Below are 26,861 nucleotides of genomic sequence, written 5' to 3' on the forward strand. Positions count from 1 at the left end.
CCGCGGGCAGGTTTCGCCCGTCCGGCCCTCGCGAGGCCGGATTCGGACAACAGCAGAAGGTCATGGTTCCATGTCCGTGAATGTCTCGCTCGTGAAAGCGCCGGTGAAATCCCTCGCGGCGGCGCTGACCCTCGCCGGCGGCATCGGCCTCGCCTTTGCCGCTCAGGCCGCCCCGATCGCCCCGGCCCCCGCCGCCACCCCGGCGGGTGCCGCCGTGGAGACCGTCGCCTATGGCTGCGGCCCCGGCTTCATCCCGAACCGGTTCGGCTACTGCCGGCCGATGTACCGCCCCTACGGCTACGCCCGGCCGCGCCCGTTCTACGGACCCCGGCCGTTCTACGGACCGCGCTACGGCTATTACCGTCCGCGTCCGCTCTACGGGCCCTTCTTCTAGCCACCACGCCTGCCGGCGGGATGCGGGCGGCCCCGCGCCGCCCGCATCCCGCCCGTGTCCTTTTCTCGATGAAATTCCTATCCCCGGCCTGTAGCCCCGGACCTGCCGCCCGGCCCGAATCGGGAGCCCGACCGGAGACCGACCAGCGGGCCGGGGGCGGCGGGAACCCGGCAACATGACGGCGCGACGGTTGGGTTTACGCGGCGTCCCGCGTCCCCGTTCGGCGTGTCCTCGCGGGCCATGCCCCCGGCGCGGGATCGCGCGCGGGGGCGAAACCGCGTGGGAGCGGGGAGGCGCCGAGCGTTGCGCCGGATCAACGCGGGGGCGTGCGTTAACGCCGGTACGGCGTCGCGCGGGTCTGGTAAGGACCGGGCGCACGGATACATACGGTCCTGCGCCCGGAGGGCGGCCGACCCCGCCGTCGCGGCGGCCGAGGCGGTCCTTTCAGACGACGAGGCCGGACGGACCGGACGGTTCCGGCCCGACACAGCACGAGTTCAAAACCCCGACCCGATGGCAAAACCTCAGCCCAAAGCTCCCGCGCCAGCCCCGAAACCCCAGACGGCGCGCTTCGCCCTGCCGAAATCCGGGGCGCTGGCCCGGGCCCTCGACGCGCTGAAGCGCGGCGACAGCCCGACGCTCGCCAACGTGCCGGAGGGATTCGACGCGGTGGTCGTGGCGGACCTCGCCCGCGCGCTCAGCCGCGACGTCGAGGGACCGGCGGTGCTGGTCCACGTGGCGCGCGATTCCGGGCGCTCGGCCGCCTTCGTCAACGCCCTGAAGTTCGTCGCCCCCGAGATCGAGGCGATGAGCGTGCCGGCCTGGGACTGTCAGCCCTACGACCGGGTCTCGCCCAACGGCGCCATCGCGGCCCAGCGCATGACCGCCCTCTCGCGGCTCGCCCGCTCGCGCTCCTCGGAGGAGCAGCCGCGCATCCTCTGCACCACGGTCAACGCCCTGATTCAGCGGGTGCCTCCCCGGGAGAAGATCGCGGTGGAGACGTTCTCGGCGGCGATCGGCAACGTGGTGCCGATGGACACCGTGACCGCCTGGGTCGAGGCCAACGGATTTTTGCGCACGGGGACGGTGCGTGACACCGGTGAATATGCGGTGCGCGGCGGCATCCTCGACCTGTCGCCGCCCGGACTGCCGAACCCGATCCGCCTCGACTTCTTCGGCGACACCCTCGAATCGATCCGCGCCTTCGACCCCGAGACCCAGCGCACCATCGGGCAGCTGCGCTCCCTCGACCTCGTGCCGATGAGCGAGGTGCAGCTCACCACCGAGACGATCCGGCGCTTCCGCCAGGGCTACGTCTCGAATTTCGGCGCGGCCACCCGCGACGACCGGCTCTACGAAACGATCAGCGAGGGCCGGCGCTACGCCGGCCTCGAGCATTGGATGCCGCTGTTCTACGACCGGCTGGACACGCTGTTCGACTACGTGGCGGGCGTGCCGATGGTCTTCGACGCGCAGGTGGACGAGGCGGCGGCCGAGCGCCTGACCCTGATCCGCGACTATTACGACGCCCGCGCCGAGGCGATGAAGGCGCCCTCCCCGGGGGTCGCGCCCTACAAGCCGCTCAAGCCCTCCGCCCTCTACCTCACCCCGAACGAGTGGCGCGACCGGGTGGCGGCGGCCTCGGTCGCCAGGCTCTCGCCCTTCTCCATGCCCGAGAGCCCGGAACGCGCCACCATCGATTGCGAGGGCCGCCAGGGCCGCAGCTTCGCGGCCGAGCGCGCGGAGGAATCCGCCAGCGTCTTCGACGCGGCGGTCGCGCACGTGCGGGACCTCCAGGGATCCGGTCATCACGTGATCCTGGGATCCTGGTCCGACGGCTCGCGCGACCGGCTCTGCGCGGTGCTCGGCGACCACGGCCTCAAGAAGCCCGTCGCCATCAACACGCTGGCCGCCGTGAACGCGTTGAAGCGCGGCACCGACGTGGCGGTGGCGGTCTGGGGCCTGGAATCCGGGTTCGTCGTCGACCGGCTCGCGGTGATCTCGGAGGGCGACATCCTCGGCGACCGGCTGGTGCGCCAGAAGCGCAAGGCCAAGCGCCCGCAGGACATCATCCTGGAGGTGCAGGCGCTCCAGCCCGGCGACCTCGTGGTCCATGCCGACCACGGCATCGGGCGCTTCGTCGGCCTCAAGACCGTGACGGCGGCGGGCGCCCCCCACGATTGCCTGGAGATCCAGTATGCCGGCGGCCTGCTGCTGCTCCCCGTTGAGAACATCGAGCTCCTGACGCGCTACGGCTCGGAGGACGCGGAGGTCGCCCTCGACCGTCTCGGCGGCGGCGCCTGGCAGGCCCGCAAGGCCAAGATGAAGAAGCGCATCCTCGAGATGGCCGGCCAGCTCATCCGGGTCGCGGCCGAGCGCTTCGTGCGCCAGGCCCCGCGCCTGCACGCGCCGGAGGGCCTCTACGACGAGTTCGCGGCGCGCTTCGCCTTCAACGAGACCGAGGACCAGGCCAACGCCATCGACGCGGTGCTCACCGACCTCAACGCGGGCCGCCCGATGGACCGCCTCGTCTGCGGCGATGTCGGCTTCGGCAAGACCGAGGTGGCCCTGCGCGCCGCCTTCGCGGGCGCGCTCGGCGGCAAGCAGGTGGCGGTGGTGGTGCCCACCACCCTCCTGGCGCGCCAGCACTACCGGACCTTCGCCGAGCGCTTCAAGGGGTTGCCCGTGGAGGTCGCCCAGATGTCGCGCTTCGTGTCCAACACCGAGATGAAGCGGGTGCGCGACGGGCTCGTCGCCGGCACCGTCGACATCGTGGTCGGCACCCACGCGCTGCTGGCCAAGGCCGTGGCCTTCAAGGATCTCGGCCTGATCATCGTCGACGAGGAGCAGCATTTCGGCGTCGCCCACAAGGAGCGCCTCAAGGCGCTCCAGGCGGATGTCCACGTGCTCACCCTGTCGGCGACGCCGATCCCGCGCACGCTGCAGCTCGCCATGACGGGGGTTCGCGAACTCTCGATCATCGCGACGCCGCCGGTGGACCGCCTGGCCGTGCGCACCTTCGTGACGCCGTTCGATCCGCTCCTCATCCGCGAGGCCCTGCTGCGCGAGCGCTATCGCGGCGGGCAGTCCTTCTACGTGGTCCCGCGCATCGAGGATCTGGCCGAGGTCAAGCGCTTCCTCGACACCGAGATGCCCGAGACCAAGGTGGCGGTGGCCCACGGCCAGATGGCGGCGGGCCAGCTCGAGGACGTGATGACGGCCTTCTACGAGGGCAAGTTCGACGTGCTGCTCTCCACCACCATCGTCGAATCCGGCCTCGACATCCCCACCGCCAACACCCTCATCGTCCACCGGGCCGACATGTTCGGCCTCGCCCAGCTCTACCAGCTGCGCGGCCGCGTCGGGCGCGCCAAGGCCCGGGCCTACGCCCTGTTCACGACGCCGGCCAACCGCACCCTCACGGTGCAGGCGGAGAAGCGGCTCCAGGTGCTCCAGACCCTCGACACCCTGGGGGCGGGCTTCCAGCTCGCCTCCCACGACCTCGACATCCGGGGCGCCGGCAATCTGCTCGGCGACGCCCAGTCGGGCCACATCAAGGAGGTCGGCTACGAACTCTACCAGCAGATGCTGGAGGACGCGGTCACCGCCCTGAAGGCCGGCATCGACGAGCCGGTGGCGGAGGCCTGGTCGCCCACCATCGCGCTCGGCGCCCCCGTCACGATCCCGGAGGACTACGTCGAGGACCTCACCGTCCGCCTCGGGCTCTATCGCCGGCTCTCGACGCTGGAGAACGACGCCGAGATGGAGAGCTTCGGCGCCGAGCTCATCGACCGGTTCGGGCCGCTGCCTCCCGAGGTGGAGCAGCTCCTCAAGATCGTCACCATCAAGATTCTGTGCCGCGACACCAACGTGGAGAAGGTCGAGGCCGGGCCGAAGGGCGTCGTCGTGCATTTCCGCGACAAGGCCTTCGCCAACCCGCAGGGGCTGGTGACCTACGTGGCCGAGCAGGCCTCCTTCGCCAAGGTCCGCCCGGACATGAGCATCGTGTTCATCCGCGAGCTCGACACCATCCCGGACCGCCTCAAGGTCACGACCACGATCCTGCGCAGCCTCTCGACCATCGCCCGGCGCAAGAAGGCCGCATAGGCGGGCGGCGCGATCTCCGAAACGCGAAGGGCTCGAAACGCGAAGGGGCGCGCCATCCGGCGCGCCCCTTCGAGAAAATCCTGCCGTGAAAACGGTTTGCGCCGCTCGGCTCGACCGTCGCTTTCAGAGATCGGGCTGATTGAGGACGTAGGGCCCGATCTGGCTCTGCAGGTCGATGAACGTGCCCGAACGGCGCGCCATCACCTCATCCACCACGATCACGGGGATGCCGGCCTGGCGCATCTGCTCGCGCAGGCGCTCGGAGAGCTGGGCATGGGCCGGATCGCGGCGGGAGGAGGCCTGGAGCAGGATCGCGGCCGGGCGCGCGATCACCGCGAGCACGTCGTGCGCCGCCTCGAGGGATGCGGTGACGCTCGCGTAACCGAGCTCCGCGAGCTCGGCGGCGAGCGAATGATCGATGGCACGGTGGCCATCGTCGACAACGAGAACTTGTTGCAGCGCACCCATGAGCATCAGTGCTAGCCCATCCATCGTCCCTTGGGAAGAGACCCGTGTGACAACACACATGGAGGCGGTTGGTTCGCCGGCCACGTTCCGACGATGACCTTGCCGTTACACGTCTGACCGAAGGATGAACCGATTCGGTGCGTCGCATCATCCGATCGGCGAAGGACCACCGACATCCGACGCAAGCCCCTGCGCCGGCCCGTCAATCCCGCCCGCCGCGCTGCGATCACGACGGAGCCGGCGCGCCGACCCGGCCGGAATTCCGGACCCCGCTCGCGATGACGGGAGGATGACGCGTCAGGCGCGGCGGATCGCCAGGGTCCGGTCGTCCTCGACCCCGCTCGCGAAGGACGAGGCCGTCCACGCATCGGCCATCTCGGGGATCGCGATATCGCGTTGCAGCGCCCCGGCGTGGCAGGCCCGGCCCCGGAAGGCGAGGCGTCCGTCGGCATCCCGGCGCAGGGCCATGAGGGTCGAGAACAGCGGCCCGCGCTCGGGCTGGGTCAGCGTGAGGGCGACATCGTTGGCCTCACGCGCGCCGGTGAGCAGCGCGGTCTCGTCGAAGGCGACCACGTCCACGATCGGTCGGCTCGGCCGCGGGGTGAGCCAGCGCTGGCCGAGGCGGCCCGGGGCGCGGTGCGCGAGGACGATGGAATCCAGGGTCCCGGGCAGGCGGCTGGCGGCGAGGTTCCGCTCCAGGGCGGCGGGCACGACGAGCCGGGTCGCGACGGGCCGTTCGAGGGCGGCGGCGAAGCTGCGCCCCTCGAAGACCGGCAGCGTCTCGACGCCGGCGCCCGCGACCAGGGCCGCTCCGAGGCCACTGACGAGGCCGCGCAGGTCGCTCTGCGGCAGCAGGTTGAGGATGCGGTCGCCCGGCAGCACGCGGGCGGTGACGAGGTAGACCGCGATGGCGGCGAGCAGCGCGTCGCCGCTGCGATGGACGGGCCGCGCCGGGTCGCCGGCCGCGAAGCTGATCAGGCCGCCGGGCCCGGCCGCGAAGGGGCCGCCTGCCTGGTCGAGGGCCATCGCATCGAGGTTGATCACCCCGTCCGGCACGTCCGGCCCGAAGGCGGCGAGGTAGCGAAGGCCGAAATAGCGCACGGCGACCCGGCACAGGCGCTCGGCCGGCGCGAGGGGTCCGAAACGGGTCTGGGTGATGACGGCGGGAAGGGCGGCCGCCTGCACGGCGGCGAGCAGCGCCTCCTCGTCGAGGCCGAGCGGAAGCAGGCAGGGGATGTGCCCGGCCGCCTCCACCGCGAGATAGGCGAGGAAGGTCTCGGAGCTGCCGGCCAGCGCGATGCCGATGCGGCTCGCGGGCGCCAGGCGCCAGGCGCGCAGGCCGTTGGCGAGCCGGGCGACGATCTCGGCGGCGGCCGCATAGGTCCAGGTGATGGCGGGCCGCCCGCTCCAGAGCGGCTTGTGCGACGGATCGACGAAGACGACGCGGTGGGGGTGGGCATGGGCCGTGGCCGCCAGCAGGGTGCAGAGGCGCTGCGCCCGGGGCGGCGCCCGAACGCCGTCCGGGCCTTCCGGCGCCGAACCTTGCGATGCCGACCCCTGAGTCACCGAACCTTGAGACACAGGACCTTGCGCGGCCGGGTGCCGCATCGGGCCGCCCGTCCCGGCCAGGGCCCCGACCCTGGACAGGGGAATCCCGGCGCGGACGGACTCGAGAAGATGGGCTGCTTGCTGCGCCGGCACGTGCGCTGACTCCCGCTACCCGTCGTTGATGAAGCCTTAGGGTTAAGCCGGCCTTAAGCGGCGGCGCCGGGCTCCGGTCGCGGTTCGCGCGCGACGCGCGACGGCAGCGGTGTCATGTCTTCGCCGCATTCGGGGGGAAAGCAGGCCGCCCAGTCGTTCGGGCGGGACTGCGCCGTCGACCGGTGCGGTCCGTGGGTTGCCGGGCGGGGGCGGAGGGTCTTCCGCCGCACCGGCACATTCCAGTCCGGTCATGGTCTCGACCCGAGGGAAATCTTTCGTCGAAGGGGACGATTTCGGCATGCCCGGCGCCTAGAAATCCGCCGGACCTTCGCCGGAACCTCGCTCCCACGGCCGAAGCGCCCTTGAAGTCCGAACCGTTCGATGCGAATCCGCGCCCCAGCTTCGAGGCGCATCCCGCGAGCCGAATCCGTTACGCCGAATCCAAGGGGTCAGAGCTGATGTTCTTCGCCAACCGTCCCGCGCGCCCGCTGCGTGCCGCCGCGTTCCTCGCCCTGGCGGGCCTCACCGGACTGGCGGGCCTTTCCGGACCGGCCTTCGCGCAGCCCAAGGGCAAGGCCGCGCCGGCTCCGGCCGCGCCCGCCCCGGCCGCTCCGGCCGCCGCCCCGACGGGCGCGGCCCAGACCGGTCCCCAGATCGTCAACGTGAAGTCCGATCCGGCTCAGACGGAATGGACCAAGGTCTGCGGCAAGGACCAGGGCAGCAACACCGACGTCTGCTACACCACCCGCGACTTCGTCTCCGACCAGGGCCAGCCGGTTCTCGCCGTCGCCGTCTACGAGATGAAGAACCCCACCCAGAAGCAGGAAGTGCGCGTGGTGCGCTACCTGCTGCCCCTGGGCCTGCTGCTGCAGCCGGGCATCCGCTTCAGCATCGACGGCCAGCAGGCCACCCCGGGCAAGTTCGCGGTCTGCTTCCCCAACGGCTGTTTCGCGGAAGCCGGCAATGTCGGCCCCGAGCTCATCAACGCGATGAAGAAGGGCACCACCCTCAGCGTCAGCGTCCAGAACCAGACCCAGCGCGAGGTGACGTTCGCGGTGCCGATCGCCGGCTTCGGCAAGGCCTTCGACGGCCCGGCCATCGACCCGAAGGTGCTGGAAGAGCAGCAGAAGAAGCTCCAGGCCGAGCTGGAGAAGCGCAGCGAGGACATGCGCAAGAAGCTGGAGCAGCAGAACGCGGGCGGCGCCGCAGCCCCGGCGGCCACCCCGCCGAAGCCCTGATCGGCGTCTCCGACCCCGCCCCGGCCGCTCCACGCGGCCGGGCTCCGAAGGGCGGGAAGAGGACCGGATACGAAACAGGCCGGGGCGATTGCCCCGGCCTTTTTTTACGTCCGCCGCGCCGCCCTCAGTTCGCGTGGGCGGCGCCCCGCATCCGGTAGTGGCCGTCGGCGTCGCGCTCGAACACCTCCGGGATGCCGGTATGGCGCAGGGCCTCGCCCGAGGTGTCGGGCACGAGGTTCTGCTCGGAGACGTAGGCGACGTACTCGCTCTCCGCGTTCTCGGCCAGCAGATGGTAGAAGGGCTGGTCCTTGCGCGGACGAACCGCCTCGGGAATCGCCAGCCACCATTCCTCGGTGTTGTCGAACACCGGATCGATGTCGAAGACGATGCCACGGAACGGGTAGATGCGGTGGCGCACCACGGCACCGAGGCCGAACTTGGCGGTTCTCATCACGGAATCGGCGGTGATCGTGTCGGTCATGATCGGGAAATAAGCCGCCTCGGCCCGGTTGTCATCGGCGGCGCGCCGCCGACGACAGGACGGGATCGCCAAAAAAGCTCAGGCCAGACCGTAGGTCCTGGCCAGTTCCGGGTCCTTCTCGGCGACGAGCCTGGCGAGATCGACGATGACCTTGGCCTGCTTCCAGGTGGCATCGTCCTGCATCTTGCCGTCGAGCATCACCGCGCCCGTGCCGTCCGGCATCGCCTCGACGATCCGCACCGCGAAGGCGACCTCGGCCGGGTCGGGGGCGAAGACCCGCTTGGCGATGGCGACCTGGTTCGGGTGCAGGGTCCAGGCCCCGGCGCAGCCCATCAGGAAGGCGTTGCGGAACTGGGCCTCGCAGGCCTCGCCGTCCGAGAAGTCGCCGAAGGGGCCGTAGAAGGCCTTGAGACCGTTGGCCATGCAGGCATCGACCATTTTCGCGATCGTGTAGTGCCAGAGGTCCTGCTGGGCGGAGGCCCGGGCGGCGCCGTCCTGGGTCGGGTCGGCGATCACGCGGTAATCCGGGTGGCCGCCGCCGACCCGGGTCGTCTTCATGCCGCGCGAGGCCGCGAGATCGGCGGGGCCGAGGCTCATGCCGTGCATGCGCGGCGAGGCGGAGGCGATGGCATCGACGTTGGCCACACCCTCGGCGGTCTCCAGGATGGCGTGGACGAGGATCGGCTTCGTCACGCCGTGCCGCGCCTCGAGCTGGGCGAGCAGCTGGTCGATGTAATGGATGTCCCACGGCCCCTCGACCTTGGGCACCATCACCACGTCGAGCTTGTCGCCGACGTTCGCGACGATCTCGAACAGGTCGTCGAGAATCCAAGGGCTGTTCAGGGCGTTGATGCGGGTCCACAGGCCGGTGCCGGTGGCGGCGAAATCCGTGGCCTGCGCCATGGCGACGAAGCCCTTGCGCGCGGCCTCCTTCTGATCGACGGGCACCGCGTCCTCGAGGTTGCCCAGCACCACGTCCACGGTGGCCGCGAGTTCGGGCACGCGGGCGCGCACCTTCTCATTGTGGGGCGGCACGAAGTGGATCATCCGCTCCAGCTTGACGGGAAGCTCGCGGAACGGCGCCGGTGCGCCGGTGGCGAGCGGCTGGAAGAAGCGGCGTGGCAGTTTCATGGGCGTCTCTGGCTCCTGTTCTTCCGTGCGGTCGGGGTCTCGCCCCTGCGGTTAGTTCAAGCCCGGCCTCCTCGTAAAGGTGTGCAAGCGCACGCAAACCATTTGCCCTCGAACCGGAACGGGCGTTTGCTTCGGAACGCGGGTCGCCCCGTCACGTTTTTACGGTCGAGGGGGGGCACCTCAACCAGACACGAAGGACGGACCTCATGTCCGGATCATCGATCAGGCGGAGCGGGCTCCGGCATCGGGCGCTGCTCGGCGCGGCCGTGATGGCCTTGAGCCTGCCGCAGACGACATTCGCCGCCGAGCGGAGCCGAAAGGCCGAGGCGCAGCAGACCGAGCGCGTCGCCTTCACGGCCGCCGAAGCCGGCACGGCCCGCCCCGACGGGTTCAACCCCGCGGTGCGGATCCAGGGCGACGACGCCGCGGCGTTCCGGGCCCTCGTGGATGGAGCCTCCGCCGCCGACCGGCCCTGGCTCGTCCTCTCGGGCGGCGGCGAGAACGGCGCCTTCGCGGCGGGCCTCCTCAACGGCTGGAGCGAGGCCGGCACGCGGCCGGATTTCGGAATCATCACTGGCGTCAGCACCGGCGCGATGATCGCGCCCTTCGCCTTCATCGGAGCGGCCGGCGATGCGGCCCTGCGCCAGAACTACACCGAGGTCTCGGCCGCCGACGTCTTCGAGTTCGGCGGCACGAACGAGGCGCTCACCGACACCTGGCCCCTCAAGCGCCGGATCGACCGGGCGGTGACGCCGGCCCTGCTCAAGGCGGTGGCGGCCGAGCATGCCAAGGGCCGTCGCCTCCTTGTGGCGACCACGGCGGTGGACGGCGAGCGCCCGGTGCTCTGGGACATGGGCGCCATCGCCCAGGAGGGCGGCCCCAAGGCGCTGGCCCTGTTCCGCGCGATCGTCCTCGCCTCGTCCGCCGTGCCGGGCGTGTTCCCGCCCGTGATGATCGACGCGGTGGCGCAGGACGGCAAGCATTTCCAGGAGATGCACGACGACGGCGGCACGACGGCACCGTACTATCTCGCCCCGGAATCGGTGCTGCAGGCGAGGGACCCGGCCCCCCTGCCGACCCGGCAGGTCTACCTCGTCGTGAACAACAGCCTGACGCCCGACTTCCAGATGGCCAGCCGCACGACCCTGAGCGTGCTCGGCCGCTCGATGTCGGCGGCGATCAAGGCGCAGACGCGCGCGGCCCTCGCGCTGAGCGAGACCTTCGCCCAGCGCACCGGCCTCGACCTGCAGGTGGCGCAGATCGACGGACGTTTCGGGCAGACCTCGGCGGCGCCCTTCGATCAGACCTACATGAAGGCCCTGTTCGCCCACGGCGTGGCCCTCGGCCGGGCCGGCACCGCCTTCCGGGACGGAGCGGCCCCGCCGGACCTCGCCACCGGAGCGGTGAACCGCCAGGCTTCGCAGCCGATGCCGGCCCAGCTGCCCGTCCGGAACGTCGCCCGCCGCTGAATCTCAGCGGCGCTGAATCTCAGCGCATCAGGCTCGGCGCACCGAGGCGCGGCAGCACGCCCTCCCGCATGACGACGCGGCGCAAGGGGCCGATCGTCGTCATGGCGAGCAGCCCGAGCCCGCGCAGGGCGTCCACCGGCACGAGGCTGGCGAGGAGGCTGCGGTTGAGCGCATCCACCGCCGTGGTACGCAGCCGCGCATCGAGGTTCCGGCTCCGCGCGAAGCCGGCGAGCGCCGCGCGCGAGCCCGGATCGCGCCCCTCCTCCACCGCCCGCACCACCGTGTCGCGCAAGGACGCCGCGTCGCGCAGGCCCAGGTTGAGGCCCTGCGCGCCGATGGGCGGGAACACGTGCGCGGCCTCGCCGATCAGGGCGAGGCGGGGCGCCACGGGGCTCGGCACCGACAGGCCCCGCATCGGCACGAGACCGCGCGGACCGTCGATCCGCATCGCGCCGAGCATCGCCTGCGCCTGATGCTCGACCGCCCGGGCGAGGGCGTCGTCGTCGAGCCCGGCCACGCGCTTGGCCGGGCTCTCGCCCATGACCCAGACGAGGCTGGAGCGCTGCCCGCCCGGCAGCGGCACCAGGGTGAAGGGTCCTTGCCGGGTGTGGAACTCGGTGGAGACGTCGCGATGCGGCCGCGCATGGGCGAGGATCGTGGTGATCGCGCTCTGCGGGTAGGACCACGTGCGCGGCACGATGCCGGCGGCCTCGCGCAGCTTGGAGCGCGCACCGTCCGCCGCGACCACGAGGCGCGCCGCGAGGGTGCCGCCCGCGGCGAGCCCGATCGTCGCCTCCGTCTCACCGGCCACGAGCCCTTCGGCGTCGCGCTCGAACAGCGTGAGGTTCGGGGCCGCCCGCGCCTGGGCCCGCAGCCCCTCGACGAGGCGGGCGCTCTCCACGTTCCAGCCGAAGGCCTCGAGCCCGATCTCGGTGGCCACGAAGCGGGCCGGCGGCGGCCGGAACAGGCTGCCGGTGTCGTCGACGATGTGGAGTTCGGCCAGCGGGCTCGCATGGGGCGCGATGACCCGCCAGACGTCCAAGGCATCGAGGAAGCGCACTGACCCGTCGAGGAGCGCCACCGTGCGCCCGTCCGCCACGGGGGCGTGCCGGCCGACGAGGGCCGTGGCGACGCCCGCGCGGGCGAGCGCCAGGGCGAGGCTCAGGCCCGCCGCGCCGGCACCGACCACGGCGACCGCGAAGGAGGAGGGATTCGGAGGCGCTGTCACCACGGGTTCACGGTCTCCTGAGGATCGGCCGGTTCGGGGGCGTAACGCTTACAGAGGCGTGTTGCGCGGCCGGTCAAGTCCGCGATGGCGCCGCAGGGGAACGGCCTGTAGCGTCCGGCCGCCGAATCGCCCCCACGGCCTCGAATCCTGGCGAACGCGCGGCGACCCCTTGGCCTCCCGGAGGATGCCCGTCCCATGAGCCTGTTCATCGCCCTCCTGGCGCTCGGCTTCCTGATGCTGGTGGCCTATCGGGGCTTTTCCGTCATCCTGTTCGCGCCGGTGGCCGCCCTGCTGGCGGTGCTGCTCACCGACCCGTCGGCGGTGCTGCCGGTGTTCTCCGGCCTGTTCATGGAGAAGATGGTCGGCTTCGTGAAGCTCTACTTCCCGGTGTTCCTGCTCGGGGCGGTGTTCGGCAAGGTCATCGAGATGTCGGGCTTCTCCCGCTCCATCGTGACGGCGGTGATCGAGCTCGTGGGCGCGCGCCGGGCCGTGCTCTCCATCGTGCTGGTCTGCAACCTGCTCACCTATGGGGGCGTCTCGCTCTTCGTGGTGGTGTTCGCAGTCTATCCCTTCGCGGCGGAGGCCTTCCGCCTCAGCGACATCCCCAAGCGCCTGATCCCCGGCACCATCGCGCTCGGCGCCTTCTCCTACACCATGGACGCGCTGCCCGGCACGCCGCAGATCCAGAACATCATCCCCACCACCTTCTTCGGCACCAACACCTGGGCGGCCCCCTGGCTCGGTCTGATCGGCGCGGCCTTCATCCTCCTGGTCGGCGTCACCTATCTCGACCGGCGGATCGCCTCCGCCAAGCGTCGCGGCGAGGGCTACGGTAGCGGCCACAGCAACGAGCCCCAGGTCATGGACGAGGCGTCCCGCGCCCACCCGGCCATCGCGCTCCTGCCGCTGATCGTGGTCGGCCTGTCGAACCTCGCCTTCACGGCCCTGATCCCGCGCCTCTACGGGGCCAAGGCCGAGACGGCGCTCGCCGGCCTCGACAAGCCCATCGTCACCACGGTCTCCTCCGTCACGGCGATCTGGGCGGTGGAACTGGCGCTGCTCGCCGGCATCCTCACGGTGCTGGCCTTCGCCTGGCGCCCGGTCTCGCGGGGCTTCGCCGAGGGCAGCCGCTCCGCCGTGGCGGGCTCCCTGCTGGCGGCCATGAACACCGCCTCCGAGTACGGCTTCGGCGCGGTCATCGCCGCGCTGCCCGGCTTCCTCGTCATCCGCGAGGCGCTCTCGGCGATCCCCAATCCGCTGGTGAACGAGGCCGTGACCGTGACGGCACTCGCCGGCATCACCGGCTCGGCCTCGGGCGGCATGAGCATCGCGCTGGCGGCCATGTCCTCCACCTTCATCGCGGCCGCGCAGGCCGCCGACATCCCCATGGAGGTGCTGCACCGGGTCGCCGCCATGGCCAGCGGCGGCATGGACACGCTGCCCCATAACGGCGCCGTCATCACCCTCCTGTCGGTGACGGGCCTCACCCACCGGCAGGCCTATGCCGACGTCTTCGCCATCACGGTCCTGAAGACCGTGGCGGTGTTCCTGGTGATCGGGGTCTATTATCTCACCGGGATCGTCTGACCGGCCAACGCCGCGTCCTGCGCGGGGGCCGGCTCTACGATCCGGAGGACCAGCTGCGTGAAGGGCTGGATGTCCCAGGCCGGCCCCGCATTGTACATCATCACGACGGGCCGGCGCGCCAGGACCTGGAACGCCGGCATGCCGGCCTCGGGCCGCAGGATCGTGCCCGGCTGGACGGAGGCGTCATATCCGGCGGGCCGTATCCACACGATCTCATCCATCCAGCCGATCCGCCTTCATGGTCGTGTCGGGACACCCGCCGAGCCCGCACGGTGCGGGACGCCCGCACGGCGCAGGCGCGAGAGCCCACCGATCTTGCGTTAATCACGCGCGTGTCGAGGACGCAATCGGATCGTGGCTCGGCGCCGGGCCGCGTTCGGAACACGCGCGACGGCGTGCGCGGCCCGCATGGCGAGCAGACATGGCGGACGGACATGGCGGGTAGAGGCCGATCGCCATTGCCGGCGCGCCCGGACCGTCTATGTCGCTTCTCATCGCGACCGGCGGCGCGGCGGTCGCAACGAACACCAGCGCGAGGAGCGACACGATGCCGAAGGCGATCCGGGTTCACGAATACGGCGGCCCCGAGGTGATGCGCTACGAGGACGTGACCGTGCCGGATCCCGGCCCGGGGCAGATCCGCGTCCGCCAGACCGCCATCGGCGTCAACTTCATCGACATCTACTTCCGCTCGGGTGCCTACAAGGCGCCGCAACTGCCCTTCGTGCCCGGCAAGGAGGGCGCCGGCGAGGTCGTGGCGCTCGGCGCGGGCGTCTCCGAGTTCCGGATCGGCGAGCGCGTGGCCTACGGCTCGGCCGCGGGCACCTATGCCGAGGAGGTCGTGATCGAGGCGAGTGCGGCCGTTCACCTCGCCGACGACGTCGATGACAAGACCGCCGCCGCGATGATGCTCAAGGGTCTCACCGCCGAGTACCTGCTGCACCGGACCTACGCGGTGAAGCCGGGCGACACCATCCTGTTCCACGCCGCCGCCGGCGGCGTCGGCCTGATCGCCTGCCAATGGGCCAAGCATCTCGGCGCCACCGTGATCGGCACCGTGGGTTCGCAGGAGAAGGCGGACCTCGCCCGCGCCAATGGCTGCGACCACGTCATCCTCTACCGCGACGAGGATTTCGCGGCCCGCGTGCGGGAGATCACGAAGGGCAAGGGCGTGCCCGTGGTCTATGACGGGGTCGGCAAGGATACCTTCCCGGCCTCGCTCGATTGCATCAGCTCGCTCGGGATCTTCGTCAGCTTCGGCTCGGCCTCCGGCCCGGTCGACGATTTCAGCTTGGCGCTCCTCGGCCAGAAGGGCTCGCTCTACGCGACCCGCCCCTCGCTCTTCGCCCATGCGAGCAAGCGGGAGACCCTCGACGCCATGGCCGGGAACCTGTTCTCCGTGGTGGCGAGCGGCGCCGTGAAGATCCCGGTCCACGCCACGGCCAGACTGGCCGACGTGCAGGACGTCCACCGCGACCTGGCCGGCCGCCGGACCACGGGCGCGACGGTGATGATCCCGTGATCCACGGATCCCGGACTCGGAGGATGCCGTGATCCCGGGATCACGGGACGTCCTCCTCGTCATCGACGTGCAGGTGGATTTCCTGCCGGGCGGGGCCCTGGCCGTGCCCGAGGGCGACGCCGTGATCGCGCCGGTCAACCGCCTGCTCGGGCTGTTTCCCCACGCGGTCCTGACGCAGGACTGGCACCCGCCGGAGCACGTCTCGTTCGCGGCGAGCCATCCCGGCGGGATCGCCTTCGACACCGTATGCCTGGCCTACGGGTCCCAGGTGCTGTGGCCGGAGCATTGCGTGCAGGGCAGCGCCGGGGCCGAACTCGCCCCGGGCCTCGCCAGCGAACGGGCCGAGCTGGTGCTCCGCAAGGGCCACCACCCCGCCGTCGACAGCTACTCGGCCTTCCTGGAGGCCGACCGGCGCACCCCGACCGGTCTCGCCGGTTACCTGCGCGAGCGCGGCTTCACCCGCGTGGTTCTCTGCGGCCTCGCCACCGATTACTGCGTCGCCTGGAGCGCCCTCGACGCCCGCGCGGCCGGGTTCGAGGTTCTGGTGGTGGAGGACGCCGTGCGGGGCATCGACCACGCGGGCTCGGTGGCCCGGGCCTGGGCCGAGATGGCGGCGGCCGGAATCGGGCGGATCGCGGCCGGGGCGATCGCGGGCTACACCGCGCTCCCGTAGAGGTCGTAGGCGTCCGCCCGCTCGATCTTCACGGTGACGATGTCGCCCACCCGCAGCGGCCGGCGCGACGTGACGTGGACGTTGCCGTCGATCTCGGGCGCGTCGTATTTCGAGCGTCCCTTGGCGACGCCGCCCTCGGCCGCGTCGATGATCACGGGCAGGCGCTTGCCGATGCGGGCCTTCTGCAGGCGCGCGGAGACGCCCTGCTGCGCCTCCATGAAGCGGCGCTTGCGCTCGGCCTTGACCTCCGGCGGGATGAGATCCCCGAGGGTGTTGGCGACGGCGCCGCCCACCGGCTCGAACTCGAAGCAGCCGACGCGCTCGAGCTTGGCTTCCCGAATCCAGGCGAGCAGCTCCTCGAACTCGGCCTCGGTCTCGCCGGGAAAGCCCACGATGAAGGTCGAGCGGATGGCGAGATCCGGGCAGATCTCGCGCCAGCGCCGGATGCGCTCCAGTTGGCGCTCCTGGTTGCCGGGCCGGCGCATGCGCTTCAAGACGGACGGCGAGGCGTGCTGGAGCGGCATGTCGAGGTAGGGCAGCACCTTGCCCTCGGCCATCAGCGGGATGACCTCGTCCACGTGCGGGTAGGGGTAGACGTAGTGCATCCGCACCCAGGCCCCGAGTTCGCCGAGTTCGGCGGCGAGATCATAGAACTTCGCCCGCACCGCCCGGTCGCGCCACGGGCTCGTGGCATAGCGGATGTCGACGCCGTAGGCGGAGGTGTCCTGCGAGACCACCAGCAGTTCCTTGACGCCGGCTTTGACCAGCTTCTCGGCCTCGCGCAGCACGTCGCCCGCCGGCCGGCTGACGAGGTCGCCGCGTAAGGAAGGGATGATGCAGAAGGTGCAGCGATTGTTGCAACCCTCTGAAATCTTGAGATAAGCGTAGTGGCGCGGGGTGAGCTTCACCCCCTGGGGCGGCACCAGATCGAGGAACGGGTCGTGCGCCGGGGGCACCGCCTCGTGCACCGCCGCCACCACCGATTCGTAGGCCTGCGGCCCCGTGACGGCGAGGAGGTTCGGGTACTTCTCGCGGATCTCGTCGGGCTGCGCGCCCATGCAGCCGGTCACGATGACGCGGCCGTTCTCCGCCATGGCCTCGCCGATGGCCGAGAGCGACTCGGCCTTGGCCGAATCGAGGAAGCCGCAGGTGTTGACGATGACGACGTCCGCCCCGTCGTGCCGGCGGGCGAGCTCGTAGCCCTCCGCGCGCAGGTGCGTGAGGATGCGCTCCGAATCCACCAGCGCCTTGGGGCAGCCCAGCGAGACGAACGAGATCTTCGGCGCCGTCTTCGCGGGAGCCGGCGTGAGGGGGGATGCGGTCATGGATGCTCGTCGGGCCGGGCCGGCTGCGGAACCGGGCGGGCCGTGAATCGGGGGAGAACGGGACAAAGAGGTTGACAGCCCTATAACGGGATTCGCATCCCCAGGCGAGCGGCCAAGCGGTCGGCGCGGGTCCGAGCCATGCGCGGATCGCGCTTTTGCCCCGGCGTCGCGCATGCCACCTGTGCATGGTACCGCAGGCTCCGACGGATGCTTCGTGCCGTCCGGCATCGATGATCCGCCGCATCCCCGAACCATCGAGTCATCATGTGGACCGCTGACATTCCGTTCGTCGAGCCCGTCGCGGCGGCGCAGGCCCTGGCCGCCCTGCCCGGCCTCGCCTTCCTCGACAGCGCCATGCACCACGACACGCTGGGCCGGACCTCGACCCTAGCGGCGGACCCGTTCGGGCGCTTCCGGTTCCGCGACGGTGTCGCGACCCTCGATGGGCGCCCCCTGCCGGGTTCCGGCCTGGCGGCGCTGCGGGCCTGCCTCGCGCCCTATCGCACGGAACGGGAGACCGATCTGCCGGCCTTCGCCGGCGGCGCCATCGGCTACGTCGCCTACGATCTCGGCGCGACCCTCGAACGGGTGGCGGCCCCGGCCCGGCGGGCGGATCTCTGCGACGACATCGCCTTCAACCTCTACGACACCGTTCTGAGCATCGACCACGGGACCGGGCGCTGCCGGCTCGTCGCCACCGGCTTTCCCGAGACCGACCCCGCCGCGCGCGAGGCCCGCGCCCGGGCGCGTCTGGCGCGGTTCACCGCGCTCCTGGCCGAGGCCCGCCCGAGCCCCGAGCCGGCCGCGCAGGGGCCGCTCGCCTGGCGCTCGAACTTCACGCGGCCCGCCTACGAGGCGGCGGTGGAGCGGGTGCGCGACTACATCCGCGCCGGCGACATCTACCAGGCCAACATCGCCCAGCGCTTCGAGGCCGACCTGCCCCCCGGCTTCGATCCGTTCGCGCTCTACCGGCGCCTGCGCGCCATCAACCCGGCGACCTTCGGCGCCTACCTGGCCTTCGAGGGCCTGAGCGTCGCATCGAGCAGCCCCGAGCGCTTCCTCAGGCTCTCAGGGTCCAGCATCGAGACCCGGCCGATCAAGGGCACCGTCCGCCGCGTCGCCGACCCGGAGGCCGATGCGCGTTTGGGCGCAGCCCTCCAGGCCAACCCCAAGGAGCGGGCCGAGAACATCATGATCGTTGACCTCCTGCGCAACGACCTCTCGCGCATCTGCGAGCCGCACAGCGTGCGGGTGCCGGTCCTATGCGGGCTCGAATCCTACGCCTCGGTCCACCATCTCGTGTCGGTGGTCACCGGAACCCTCAAGGCGGACATGGACGCCCTCGACCTGATCGCCGCCACCTTTCCGGGCGGCTCGATCACCGGCGCGCCGAAGCTGCGCGCCATGGACATCATCACGGAGATCGAGGGCGACGCGCGCGAACTCTATTGCGGCGCCATCGGCGCGCTCGGCTTCGATGGCGACCTCGACACTGCCATCGCCATCCGCACCGTGTTCATGGACGACCGGGTCGCCGTGCTCCAGGCCGGCGGCGGCATCACCCTGCTGTCGGAACCGGGGCCGGAATACGAGGAGACCCTGACCAAGGCCGCCCGGATCTTCGAGGCGTTCGGAGCGGAAGGGTGCGGCCCCGAAGGCCATGGCGCCGGGACGGATGCGAGGAGGGCGCCGTGATCCTCGTCATCGACAATTACGACAGCTTCGTCTTCAACGTGGTGCGCTACCTCGAGGAACTCGGCGAGACCGTGCGGGTGGCGCGCAACGACGCCCTCGACGTGGCGGGCATCCGCGCCCTGGACCCGGACGCCCTGGTGATCTCGCCCGGCCCCCGTACCCCGGCGGAGGCCGGCATCTCGCTCCCCGCCATCCGCGAACTCTCCGGCGAAATTCCGCTGCTGGGCGTCTGCCTCGGCCATCAGGCCATCGGCGCGGCCTTCGGCGGCCGGGTCGCGCGGGCCGGCCGGCCCCTGCACGGGCAGGCGACGCCGATCCGGCACGGCGGGGCGGGCCTGTTCGCAGGGCTTCCCGACCCGATGCAGGTCGGGCGCTACCATTCCCTGATCGTGGCGCCGGAGCCCGGCATGGACGAGCGCCTCGGCATCGACGCCGTCTCGGCGGAAGGGGAGGTGATGGCGCTCTCGCACCGGGTGCACCCGACCTGGGGCGTGCAGTTCCACCCGGAATCCGTGCTCACCGAGAACGGCCACGCCCTCTTCGCCAACTTCTTGCGATTGGCGCGCGACTGGCGCGCGGGCCACGACGCGCCGGAATCCACCGATGCTGTGGTTTGACGGCGCCCTCACCGAGGGGCCGGTGCCCTTCGACCTCGCCGACCGGGGCCTGACGCTGGGCGACGGGGTGTTCGACACCGCGCTCGCCCGCCACGGCCGCGTCGCGTTCGAGGCCGCGCACGTGGCGCGGCTGGCGGCCGCCACCGCGCGCCTCGGCTTCCCCGTGGCGCCGGAGCGCATCGCGGGCGCCCTGCGGGCGCTGGCGCGGGAAGAGGCGCATCCGCTCGCGGCGATCCGCACCACCGTGACGCGCGGCGCCGGGCCGCGCGGCCTTGCCCCCCCCGCCGAGCCCCGGCCCGTGCTCTGGGCCAGTTCCGCCCCGGTCGGACCCGCCCTCGCCTTCGCGCCCCTGAGCCTCCACACCACCGCGATCCGCCGCAACGAGACCTCGCCGGCCGCGTCCCTGAAGACGCTGGGCTACCTCGACGCGGTGCTGGCGGCGGGCGAGGCCCGCGCGGCGGGCTTCGACGAGGCCCTGTTCCTGAACACGCGGGGCCACGTCGCCTGCGCGGGGACGGGCAACCTGTTCGCGGTCCGCGGCGGCACCCTGGTGACCCCGCCGCTGGCGGACGGCGTGCTGCCCGGCATCCTGCGCGCCGAGATCCTCGTCTCGCGGGCGGCGCGGCTGGGAATCCCGGTCGCGGAACGGAGCCTGACCCTCGACGCCCTGCGGGCCTCCGAGGCGGTGTTCGTCACCAATTCCCTGCGGGGCCTCGCGCCCGTGACGGCGATCGGCGCGACCACCTTCGCCAGCGCCGAACACCCCGTGGTGACGGCCCTCGTCGCCGACCTGCGGCCGGCCTTCGCCCCATGAGGCCCCCCGAGATCCGGCGGGCGTCCCGGTTCTGGTGGCGCGTGCCGCTGATGGCCGCCTACGGCTTCATCGGGGTGGTCCATCTCGCGACCCCCGACGCGTTCCTGCCGATCATGCCGGATTGGGTGCCGGAGCCCCGCCGCGTCGTGATCGTCACCGGCCTGTGCGAACTCGCCGGCGTGCTCGGCCTCGCCTGGGCCCCGGCCCGGCGCTGGGCCGGAATCGGGCTGGCGCTCTACGCGGTCTGCGTCTTCCCGGCCAACCTGAAGCACGCCTTCGAGGGGATCACCGTACCGGGCCTGCCCGACAGCTGGTGGTACCACGCGCCGCGCCTCGCGTTTCAGCCGGTCTTCGTCTGGTGGGCGCTCTACGCGGCCGGGATCATCGACTGGCCCTGGCGAGCCCGGTCGGGCCGCTGAAGCTCAGCCCTTCTCGGCGCGTTTGACCGCCCGCCACGCCGCCTCCATCGCGTCGAGGTCGCTGTCGGACAGGCCGCGTCCCTGCTCGGACAGCCGCGCCGCCATGGCGTCGAACCGACGCTCGAACTTCATATTCCCTTCTCTCAAGGAATATTCCGGATCGATCCCGAGATGTCGGGCGAGGTTGGCCACCGAGAACAGCAGGTCCCCGAGTTCTTCCGCGATCGCCGCGCGCGTGCCGTTCGCCATGGCGTCGGCGACCTCGTCGATCTCCTCGCGCACCTTCAGCACCACCTGTTCGGGATCAGGCCAGTCGAAGCCGTAGGTCGCGGCCTTGGCCGAGAGCTTCTGCGCCCGCGTCAGGGCGGGCAGCGGCAGCGGAACGCCCGCCAGGGGGCCACCCGCCAGAGGCGGCTTTTCCCGGCGCTCCCGCGCCTTGATCGCCTCCCATTGCCGCGCCACCGCCTCCGGGTCGCGCCGGGGCGAGCCCTTCGGCAGCAGCGTCCCGTCGGGCGCGAACACGTGCGGGTGACGCCGGACCATCTTTTCCACCACGGCGCGGACCACGTCGGGGAAGGCGAAGAGCCCGGCCTCCTCGGCGATGCGGGCGTGGAAGACCACCTGGAGCAGCAGGTCCCCGAGCTCGTCGCGCAGGTCGTCCGTGTCGCCCCGCGCGATGGCGTCGGCCACCTCGTAGGCCTCCTCCACCGTGTAGGGCGCGATGCTGGAGAAATCCTGGGCCACGTCCCAGGAGCAGCCGACCTCCGGGTCGCGCAGGGTCGCCATCAGGGCCAGCAAATCCTCGATCCGCACCGCGTCCACTCCGTTCGTCCGGTTCCTCGTGCTCGTCCTTAGCCGATCGCGGTCCGTCCCGTGAGGTTGGGGACAAGGGCGGGAGAGGCGGTGTCTTCTTCTGAAAATTCCCTGGAAAAAGCCTTCGGTCGGGGTGTGTTCGTTCTTCCGAACGCTCAACCGGACCCTTAGGAAAGGTATCAGTAAGAGATTCTCAGAGAGTCATTTCTGAAAGTTATATGGGGTGGCCGAAACACCAGTCCTGCCATGGACTTATGAGGTGTTCTCGTATCGAACTCTGCGTGGGTTCGTATCGAACTCTGCGTGACGCCGTATCGGATTCTGCGTGGGCGAACCCCTCCGGCGCATGGGATTCTGCGTGGGTCCGTATCGGGTTCGGCGTGGATAAGCGCCCGCGCCGGTGAATTCCGGGGACAGCGCCGAATCCGACCCCGTATCGAACTCTGCGTCGGGTCGAGGCCTGCTCGGGATGGCGACCGCAAGCCCGTCGCCCGGACCCCTGTGCGCTCCGTGGATAGCCGGGATGACGCCGCCGCCCGCCGCCGTCGCCCGAGACTCTCCCGAATGGAATCGGGCATGGTCCCCGCGCGGCGCGGTCCGGGACTTTCCCCCGGACCGGCCTTGCCGGGAACGTAAGGTCACCACGGAACTCATGGGGATCGAGGACACATTGGCGGGCATCCGCGACGCCGACCTCCTGGGGGAGGTCGAGGCGGCGCGGGGCAGCTTCCTGTTCGCCACCATCGCGGAGACCATCCTGCACCGGCAGCGCGCCCGGGACGCGGAGGCGGCCGCGCGCGGTGCCGTGGCCGGGCGGCGCCAGGCCATGGGCCGCGACCAGCGCCGCCGCGACGCCGTGCGCGAGGTGATCGAGAACGAGCCCACGGCGCCGGAGAACCTGCAGCACATCCACTCGGTGCTGGCGCTCTGCGGCCTGCCCTATCGCGACCCCGGCGACGCCCGCGAGTTCTTTCGCGAGTACGGGCGCAATTCCCTGAGCCTGCTCGCCGGGCGCCTGAAGAACCCCGCCACCGGCGAGATGGAGTTCCAGGGCCTGCCCTACGGCCCCAAGGCCCGCCTCGTGCTGCTGCACCTCTGCACCGAGGCCGTGCGCCAGCGCAGCCCCACCATCGCGGTGGCCGACAGCCTGTCGGGCTTCATGAAGGAGATGGGCTTCGCCGTCACCGGCGGCGAGCGCGGCACCATCCGGCAGTTCAAGGAGCAGCTGGCGCGGCTCGCCGCCTGCACCCTGCAGATCGGCCTCTGGGACGGCGGCAACAACGCCAGCACCCTCAACGTGCCGCCCTTCCGCCAGCTCGATCTCTGGCTGCCACAGGGGGCCGACGGGGCGGTCTGGCAGAAGAGCGTGCAGTTCCACCAGGATTTCTACGACAACCTGATCCAGCACGCCCTGCCGGTGGACATCCGCGCCGCCCGCGCCTTCTCGGGCTCGGCGCGCAAGCTCGACCTGCTGTTCTGGGTCGGCTACCGCCTGCGCGCCCTGCAGCGGCCCCTGCGCCTCACCTGGGACAACCTGCACAAGCAGTTCGGGGCCGACAATGCCAGCCTGCGCAGCTTCCGCCAGGCCTTCAAGGCGGATCTGGCCCACCTGCAGGAGGTGTTTCCGAAGCTGCCCATCCGCCTCGACGACAACGGCATGCTGCTCCAGCCCGCCGACCCGAGCGCCCTGCTGATCCCGCCCCGGGGCGCCAAGCTTCCGCGGAAGGCCGCCGTCGCGGGCTGACGCGCATATTCCTTAGAAGCAAATGGAATATATGATGGAATAGACCTTGCGAGTCTATCTGGCAAAGGAATATAAAACGGAATATCCGGCTTGCTCGCCGGTTCGAAGAATATTCCGGGACGCGCCCATGTTGCTCTCCGAAGCCGAAGCCGAAGCCGCCCTGCGCGATCTGCGCCGCCGCCGCGACGCGCTCGACCGCGCCATCGCCGAGCACCAGCTCTATCTCGAACTCGGCCGGCGCCTTCAGGGCGCGGAGGCTCCGCCGCCCGAATGGCCCGTGGACGTCTGGAGGTCCGAGGCTCCGCCGCGCGTTCCCGACGCGGACGCGCCTCGGTTTTCCGAGGCTTCGCCCGGCTCCCCCCCGCTTTCGCCCCGGCCCGCCCCCGAGCCGCCGCGCGCGGGCGAGGATCTCGTGGCGGCGCGCCGCCACGGGCGCGCCCTCGTGGCGGCGGCGGTCAACCTGCTGCACGAGGCCGGGCGCCCGCTCCACGCGGGCGAGATCCTGCAAGGTCTCACCGCCCTCGGCTTCGAACTGCCGGGGCACGACCCGGTGGCCGCCCTCAACACCCGCCTGTGGAAGCGCTCGGGGCCGGGCGGTCCGCTCAAGCGCCTCGGCGAGGCCGTCTACGCCCCCGCGGAGGAGGACGAGGATCTCGGTTGAGGCGGCGCGTCGCGCAAGCAGGGCGAGCGGACGGCATCGACCCGGCGGTCGAACCCGGATGTCCGCCGCTAATGGATCGGTGCGTCGTGCTTGTGGAACGCCTTGAGGCGGCGATAGACCGGCGTGTCGTAGTTCTCGGGCGTCGCGTCCTCGCCGGTGAGCCAGCGGAACAGGTCGCGGTCCGGCACCTCGATCAGGGCCTCGAAGGTGGTCAGTTCCTCCTCCGTGAAGGTCCCGATCTCGGCATCGGCGAAGCGGCCCATGATCAGGTCCATCTCGCGGATGCCGCGGTGCCAGGCGCGGAAGAGGGTGCGGCGGCGGCGCGGATCGAGGTCCGCGCTGGTGCGGGTGGTGCCGGACATGCGGTCAACCTCTGGTGCGGTGATCCCCGGGATGCCCGACCCCGTGCGGCATCCGTCGCGGGACCAAGCCTTCGGGCACGTATATAGAGATGCTGGCCCACGCCACCATCCCGTCCCTGCGCAGGGCGGGCGCCCGTTCTCACGCTTTTCCGTCCCCGTCGAGGACCTCCCGCCCCTCTCCCGCCCCTCCACCGAGCCGCATGACCGACGACGCGCCCCGCCAGCCCCTGCTCCGCCCGAGCATCCTCGATTCCCTGTTCGCGCCCGCGCGCGGATTGCCGGGGGTCGGGCCGAAGATGGCGCCGATGATCGAGCGGCTGCTCGGCACGCCCGAGCAGCCGGCGCGGATCGTCGACCTGCTGTTCCACCTGCCGCAGGGCGGGGTGGTGCGAAAGCTCCTCGGCTCCATCGCCGAGGCGCCGCCGGGCGAGCCCGTCACCGTGGGCGTCACCGTCACCGGCCATCGGCCGCCGCAGCCCGGAGCCGGCCGGCGCCCGTTCCGGGTGCTCGTGGAGGATGCCACCGGCGACATCACCCTGGTGTTCTTCGGCATGCCGCAGGCCCGCGTCGAGAAGATGCTGCCGCTGGGCGCCCACCGCTACGTCACCGGGCGCATCGACCTCTGGGACGGGCAGCGCCAGATGGTCCACCCGGCCCGGATCGTCGACGAGGCGGGTCTGGCCGCCCTCCCCGCGGTGGAGCCGATCTACGGCGCCACCGAGGGGCTGACCTCGCGGGCGATCTCGAAGCTCGCCCACGCGGCCCTCGACCGGCTGCCGGTGCTGCCCGAGTGGCAGGACCCGGCTTGGGCGGCCCGCGAGGGCCTGCCCGCCTTCGCCGATGCCCTGCGCGCCGAGCACCGGCCCGAGACGGCGCCGCCGCCGGCACCCGAGGGCGGCGGCGCCCCGCCCCGGACCCCGGCCCGCCGGCGCCTGGCCTACGACGAGCTCCTGGCCTCGCAGCTGGCGCTCGCCCTGATGCGCGCCCGCAACCGCCGGGCTCCGGGGCGCGCCAATGCGGGCGATGGCCACCTCGTGGACCGGATCGAGGCCGCCCTGCCCTTCGGGCTGACCGCGGCCCAGACGAGGGCGCTCGCCGAGATCCGGGCGGACCTCGCCTCGGACCGGCGCATGCTGCGCCTGCTCCAGGGCGATGTCGGTTCGGGCAAGACCGCGGTCGCCCTGCTCGCCATGGCCTCGGCGGTGGAGGTGGGGCGTCAGGCCGCCCTGATGGCGCCGACCGAGATCCTGGCGCGCCAGCATTTCGAGCGCTTAGGCCCCGTGGCCGGGACTTTGCGCCTGCGCCTCCTCACCGGGCGCGACAAGGCCTCCGAGCGCCGCGCGACCCTGGCGGCCCTGGCGGCCGGCGAGGTCGACATCGTGGTCGGCACCCACGCGCTGTTCCAGGACAGCGTGGTCTTCGCCGATCTCGGCGTGGCGGTGGTGGACGAGCAGCACCGCTTCGGCGTCCACCAGCGCCTCGCCCTGGGCGCGAAGGGCGCCGCCGTCGACATCCTCGTGATGACGGCGACACCGATCCCCCGCACCCTGGCGCTGACCTGCTTCGGCGACATGGACGTCTCGGTGCTCGACGAGAAGCCCGCCGGGCGCCAGCCCATCGCCACCCGCCTCGTCTCCACCGACCGGCTCGACGAGGTGGTGGCGGGTCTGGGCCGTGCGCTCGCGGCCGGCGACCGGGTCTACTGGATCTGCCCCCTGGTGGCGGAATCCGAGTTCGTCGACCTCGCGGCGGCCGAGGAGCGCTTCTCGGACCTGCGTCACAGCTTCGGCGACGCGGTCGGGCTGATCCACGGCAAGATGCCCGGACCCGACAAGGACGCGGCGATGGAGCGCTTCCAGGCGGGGGCCACGAAGATCCTGGTCTCCACCACCGTGGTCGAGGTCGGCGTCGACGTGCCGGAGGCGACCATCATGGTCATCGAGCATGCCGAGCGCTTCGGACTGGCCCAGCTCCACCAGCTGCGCGGCCGGGTCGGGCGCGGGGCCAAGGCCTCCTCCTGCCTCCTGCTCTATCGCGGCCCCCTGGGCCAGGTCTCGCGGGCGCGGCTCGAGATGATGCGCGAGACCGAGGACGGTTTCCGCATCGCCGAGGAGGATCTGCGCCTGCGCGGCGAGGGCGAGGTGCTGGGAACCCGCCAATCGGGTCTCGCCGCCTTCCGCCTCGCCAGCCTGGAGAGCGACGCGCAACTGCTGCAGGTCGCGCGCGACGACGCCCAGCTCGTGGTCCAGCGCGATCCGGGCCTGAAGAGCGAGCGCGGCCGGGCGCTGCGCGTGCTGCTCTACCTGTTCGAGCGCGACGCCGCGATCCGGCTGCTCGGTGCCGGGTAGAATCCGCCCCGCCCTCGATCGGCCTTGAAATCGGAAGTTGGCTCATGAACTCGGTGTCAACCTC

Annotated in this window: 23 protein-coding genes; 14 read left to right on the forward strand and 9 right to left on the reverse strand. The window is 71.5% G+C overall.

Annotation, left to right across the window (positions count from 1 at the left end):
* The first annotated feature begins 70 nt into the window (after nt 1-70).
* Together MKK54_RS16020 and mfd are read left to right on the forward strand one after the other, a co-directional pair.
* On the forward strand, nt 71-394 hold the full coding sequence (locus tag MKK54_RS16020) for a GCG_CRPN prefix-to-repeats domain-containing protein (protein WP_244012188.1): 324 nt from the start codon (nt 71-73) through the stop codon (nt 392-394).
* Between the two features lie 513 nt (nt 395-907).
* Nucleotides 908-4,501, forward strand: a complete 3,594-nt coding sequence (gene mfd, locus MKK54_RS16025; protein WP_244012189.1) for a transcription-repair coupling factor — start codon at nt 908-910, stop codon at nt 4,499-4,501.
* Nucleotides 4,502-4,624: 123 nt separating this feature from the next.
* Here mfd and MKK54_RS16030 read toward each other — a convergent pair whose 3' ends face one another.
* Nucleotides 4,625-4,969, reverse strand: a complete 345-nt coding sequence (locus tag MKK54_RS16030; protein WP_244012283.1) for a hypothetical protein — start codon at nt 4,967-4,969, stop codon at nt 4,625-4,627.
* A gap of 297 nt (nt 4,970-5,266) precedes the next feature.
* Entirely contained in the window at nt 5,267-6,670 is a 1,404-nt protein-coding gene (locus tag MKK54_RS16035; protein WP_244012190.1) for an AMP-binding protein, read from the reverse strand.
* 458 nt (nt 6,671-7,128) lie between these two features.
* On the opposite strand from MKK54_RS16035, the gene MKK54_RS16040 reads away from it, so the two are divergent.
* The gene (locus MKK54_RS16040) at nt 7,129-7,908 is read left to right on the forward strand and encodes an invasion associated locus B family protein (protein ID WP_244012284.1); all 780 of its coding nucleotides are present in this window, start codon (nt 7,129-7,131) and stop codon (nt 7,906-7,908) included.
* Between the two features lie 124 nt (nt 7,909-8,032).
* Here the strand turns inward: MKK54_RS16040 and hspQ are convergent, their stop codons facing one another.
* Together hspQ and MKK54_RS16050 are read right to left on the reverse strand one after the other, a co-directional pair.
* Nucleotides 8,033-8,389 (reverse strand): heat shock protein HspQ, encoded by a 357-nt coding sequence (hspQ, locus tag MKK54_RS16045; RefSeq protein ID WP_244012191.1) that lies wholly within the window; start codon nt 8,387-8,389, stop codon nt 8,033-8,035.
* Between the two features lie 78 nt (nt 8,390-8,467).
* Nucleotides 8,468-9,520 (reverse strand): HpcH/HpaI aldolase/citrate lyase family protein, encoded by a 1,053-nt coding sequence (locus MKK54_RS16050; RefSeq protein WP_244012192.1) that lies wholly within the window; start codon nt 9,518-9,520, stop codon nt 8,468-8,470.
* A gap of 206 nt (nt 9,521-9,726) precedes the next feature.
* Between MKK54_RS16050 and MKK54_RS16055 the strand changes: the two genes are divergently transcribed.
* Nucleotides 9,727-10,989: a patatin-like phospholipase family protein gene (locus MKK54_RS16055; protein WP_244012193.1), complete on the forward strand. Its 1,263-nt coding sequence runs from the start codon at nt 9,727-9,729 to the stop codon at nt 10,987-10,989.
* A gap of 19 nt (nt 10,990-11,008) precedes the next feature.
* Here MKK54_RS16055 and MKK54_RS16060 read toward each other — a convergent pair whose 3' ends face one another.
* Nucleotides 11,009-12,220, reverse strand: a complete 1,212-nt coding sequence (locus tag MKK54_RS16060; protein WP_244012194.1) for an FAD-dependent monooxygenase — start codon at nt 12,218-12,220, stop codon at nt 11,009-11,011.
* A gap of 192 nt (nt 12,221-12,412) precedes the next feature.
* Here MKK54_RS16060 and MKK54_RS16065 point away from each other — a divergent pair, with 192 nt between their 5' ends.
* The gene (locus MKK54_RS16065; protein ID WP_244012195.1) at nt 12,413-13,804 is read left to right on the forward strand and encodes a GntP family permease; all 1,392 of its coding nucleotides are present in this window, start codon (nt 12,413-12,415) and stop codon (nt 13,802-13,804) included.
* Here the strand turns inward: MKK54_RS16065 and MKK54_RS16070 are convergent.
* The gene (locus tag MKK54_RS16070) at nt 13,783-14,025 is read right to left on the reverse strand and encodes a hypothetical protein (RefSeq protein ID WP_244012196.1); all 243 of its coding nucleotides are present in this window, start codon (nt 14,023-14,025) and stop codon (nt 13,783-13,785) included. The two genes, MKK54_RS16065 and MKK54_RS16070, sit on opposite strands and share 22 nt — an antisense overlap.
* 326 nt (nt 14,026-14,351) lie before the next feature.
* On the opposite strand from MKK54_RS16070, the gene MKK54_RS16075 reads away from it, so the two are divergent.
* Complete coding sequence (locus MKK54_RS16075) at nt 14,352-15,326, forward strand: quinone oxidoreductase family protein (RefSeq protein WP_244012285.1); 975 nt, start codon at nt 14,352-14,354, stop codon at nt 15,324-15,326.
* Between the two features lie 28 nt (nt 15,327-15,354).
* Entirely contained in the window at nt 15,355-15,999 is a 645-nt protein-coding gene (pncA, locus tag MKK54_RS16080; protein WP_244012197.1) for a bifunctional nicotinamidase/pyrazinamidase, read from the forward strand.
* Here pncA and rimO read toward each other — a convergent pair.
* Nucleotides 15,981-17,324, reverse strand: coding sequence for a 30S ribosomal protein S12 methylthiotransferase RimO (gene rimO / locus MKK54_RS16085; protein WP_244012198.1), 1,344 nt, complete (start codon nt 17,322-17,324; stop codon nt 15,981-15,983). The genes pncA and rimO overlap by 19 nt on opposite strands.
* Nucleotides 17,325-17,588: 264 nt before the next feature.
* On the opposite strand from rimO, the gene pabB reads away from it, so the two are divergent.
* The 4 genes from pabB to MKK54_RS16105 are packed head-to-tail and all read left to right on the forward strand — an operon-like array spanning nt 17,589 to nt 20,869.
* Nucleotides 17,589-19,019: an aminodeoxychorismate synthase component I gene (gene pabB / locus MKK54_RS16090; protein ID WP_244012199.1), complete on the forward strand. Its 1,431-nt coding sequence runs from the start codon at nt 17,589-17,591 to the stop codon at nt 19,017-19,019.
* Nucleotides 19,016-19,636: an anthranilate synthase component II gene (locus MKK54_RS16095; protein ID WP_244012200.1), complete on the forward strand. Its 621-nt coding sequence runs from the start codon at nt 19,016-19,018 to the stop codon at nt 19,634-19,636. Before pabB ends, MKK54_RS16095 begins: the two co-directional genes overlap by 4 nt.
* Nucleotides 19,623-20,450 carry an aminotransferase class IV gene (locus tag MKK54_RS16100; RefSeq protein ID WP_244012201.1) on the forward strand — a complete coding sequence of 276 codons (828 nt, stop codon included), beginning with the start codon at nt 19,623-19,625 and terminating at the stop codon, nt 20,448-20,450. Before MKK54_RS16095 ends, MKK54_RS16100 begins: the two co-directional genes overlap by 14 nt.
* Complete coding sequence (locus MKK54_RS16105; protein ID WP_409564194.1) at nt 20,447-20,869, forward strand: DoxX family protein; 423 nt, start codon at nt 20,447-20,449, stop codon at nt 20,867-20,869. Before MKK54_RS16100 ends, MKK54_RS16105 begins: the two co-directional genes overlap by 4 nt.
* Before the next feature lie 3 nt (nt 20,870-20,872).
* Here the strand turns inward: MKK54_RS16105 and mazG are convergent, their stop codons facing one another.
* A complete protein-coding gene (mazG, locus tag MKK54_RS16110; protein WP_244012202.1) occupies nt 20,873-21,691 on the reverse strand; it encodes a nucleoside triphosphate pyrophosphohydrolase in 819 nt (272 codons plus the stop codon).
* A gap of 643 nt (nt 21,692-22,334) precedes the next feature.
* On the opposite strand from mazG, the gene MKK54_RS16115 reads away from it, so the two are divergent.
* Both MKK54_RS16115 and MKK54_RS16120 read left to right on the forward strand, forming a co-directional pair.
* Nucleotides 22,335-23,426 carry a replication protein RepA gene (locus MKK54_RS16115; protein ID WP_244012203.1) on the forward strand — a complete coding sequence of 364 codons (1,092 nt, stop codon included), beginning with the start codon at nt 22,335-22,337 and terminating at the stop codon, nt 23,424-23,426.
* Nucleotides 23,427-23,553: 127 nt separating this feature from the next.
* Nucleotides 23,554-24,087 carry a winged helix-turn-helix domain-containing protein gene (locus MKK54_RS16120; protein ID WP_244012204.1) on the forward strand — a complete coding sequence of 178 codons (534 nt, stop codon included), beginning with the start codon at nt 23,554-23,556 and terminating at the stop codon, nt 24,085-24,087.
* Nucleotides 24,088-24,155: 68 nt separating this feature from the next.
* On the opposite strand, the gene MKK54_RS16125 is transcribed toward MKK54_RS16120, so the two are convergent.
* Nucleotides 24,156-24,449, reverse strand: a complete 294-nt coding sequence (locus MKK54_RS16125; RefSeq protein ID WP_244012205.1) for a succinate dehydrogenase assembly factor 2 — start codon at nt 24,447-24,449, stop codon at nt 24,156-24,158.
* Between the two features lie 200 nt (nt 24,450-24,649).
* Between MKK54_RS16125 and recG the strand changes: the two genes are divergently transcribed.
* Nucleotides 24,650-26,797 (forward strand): ATP-dependent DNA helicase RecG, encoded by a 2,148-nt coding sequence (gene recG, locus MKK54_RS16130; protein WP_244012206.1) that lies wholly within the window; start codon nt 24,650-24,652, stop codon nt 26,795-26,797.
* The last annotated feature ends 64 nt before the right edge of the window (nt 26,798-26,861 follow it).

The organism is Methylobacterium sp. J-068 (assembly GCF_022829445.1).
Classification (GTDB): Bacteria; Pseudomonadota; Alphaproteobacteria; order Rhizobiales; family Beijerinckiaceae; genus Methylobacterium.

What these genes read in the sequence shown, in the direction of transcription:
- hspQ (WP_244012191.1), bottom strand. Translation starts at nt 8,389, where the DNA reads ATGACCGACACGATCACCGCCGATTCCGTGATGAGAACCGCCAAGTTC.
- MKK54_RS16040 (WP_244012284.1), top strand. Translation starts at nt 7,129, where the DNA reads ATGTTCTTCGCCAACCGTCCCGCGCGCCCGCTGCGTGCCGCCGCGTTC.
- MKK54_RS16055 (WP_244012193.1), top strand. Translation starts at nt 9,727, where the DNA reads ATGTCCGGATCATCGATCAGGCGGAGCGGGCTCCGGCATCGGGCGCTG.
- MKK54_RS16100 (WP_244012201.1), top strand. Translation starts at nt 19,623, where the DNA reads ATGCTGTGGTTTGACGGCGCCCTCACCGAGGGGCCGGTGCCCTTCGAC.
- MKK54_RS16030 (WP_244012283.1), bottom strand. Translation starts at nt 4,969, where the DNA reads ATGGGTGCGCTGCAACAAGTTCTCGTTGTCGACGATGGCCACCGTGCC.
- rimO (WP_244012198.1), bottom strand. Translation starts at nt 17,324, where the DNA reads ATGACCGCATCCCCCCTCACGCCGGCTCCCGCGAAGACGGCGCCGAAG.
- MKK54_RS16020 (WP_244012188.1), top strand. Translation starts at nt 71, where the DNA reads ATGTCCGTGAATGTCTCGCTCGTGAAAGCGCCGGTGAAATCCCTCGCG.
- MKK54_RS16125 (WP_244012205.1), bottom strand. Translation starts at nt 24,449, where the DNA reads ATGTCCGGCACCACCCGCACCAGCGCGGACCTCGATCCGCGCCGCCGC.
- MKK54_RS16065 (WP_244012195.1), top strand. Translation starts at nt 12,413, where the DNA reads ATGAGCCTGTTCATCGCCCTCCTGGCGCTCGGCTTCCTGATGCTGGTG.
- MKK54_RS16070 (WP_244012196.1), bottom strand. Translation starts at nt 14,025, where the DNA reads ATGGATGAGATCGTGTGGATACGGCCCGCCGGATATGACGCCTCCGTC.
- MKK54_RS16120 (WP_244012204.1), top strand. Translation starts at nt 23,554, where the DNA reads ATGTTGCTCTCCGAAGCCGAAGCCGAAGCCGCCCTGCGCGATCTGCGC.
- MKK54_RS16115 (WP_244012203.1), top strand. Translation starts at nt 22,335, where the DNA reads ATGGGGATCGAGGACACATTGGCGGGCATCCGCGACGCCGACCTCCTG.
- pabB (WP_244012199.1), top strand. Translation starts at nt 17,589, where the DNA reads ATGTGGACCGCTGACATTCCGTTCGTCGAGCCCGTCGCGGCGGCGCAG.
- mfd (WP_244012189.1), top strand. Translation starts at nt 908, where the DNA reads ATGGCAAAACCTCAGCCCAAAGCTCCCGCGCCAGCCCCGAAACCCCAG.
- MKK54_RS16075 (WP_244012285.1), top strand. Translation starts at nt 14,352, where the DNA reads ATGCCGAAGGCGATCCGGGTTCACGAATACGGCGGCCCCGAGGTGATG.
- MKK54_RS16105 (WP_409564194.1), top strand. Translation starts at nt 20,447, where the DNA reads ATGAGGCCCCCCGAGATCCGGCGGGCGTCCCGGTTCTGGTGGCGCGTG.
- MKK54_RS16050 (WP_244012192.1), bottom strand. Translation starts at nt 9,520, where the DNA reads ATGAAACTGCCACGCCGCTTCTTCCAGCCGCTCGCCACCGGCGCACCG.
- recG (WP_244012206.1), top strand. Translation starts at nt 24,650, where the DNA reads ATGACCGACGACGCGCCCCGCCAGCCCCTGCTCCGCCCGAGCATCCTC.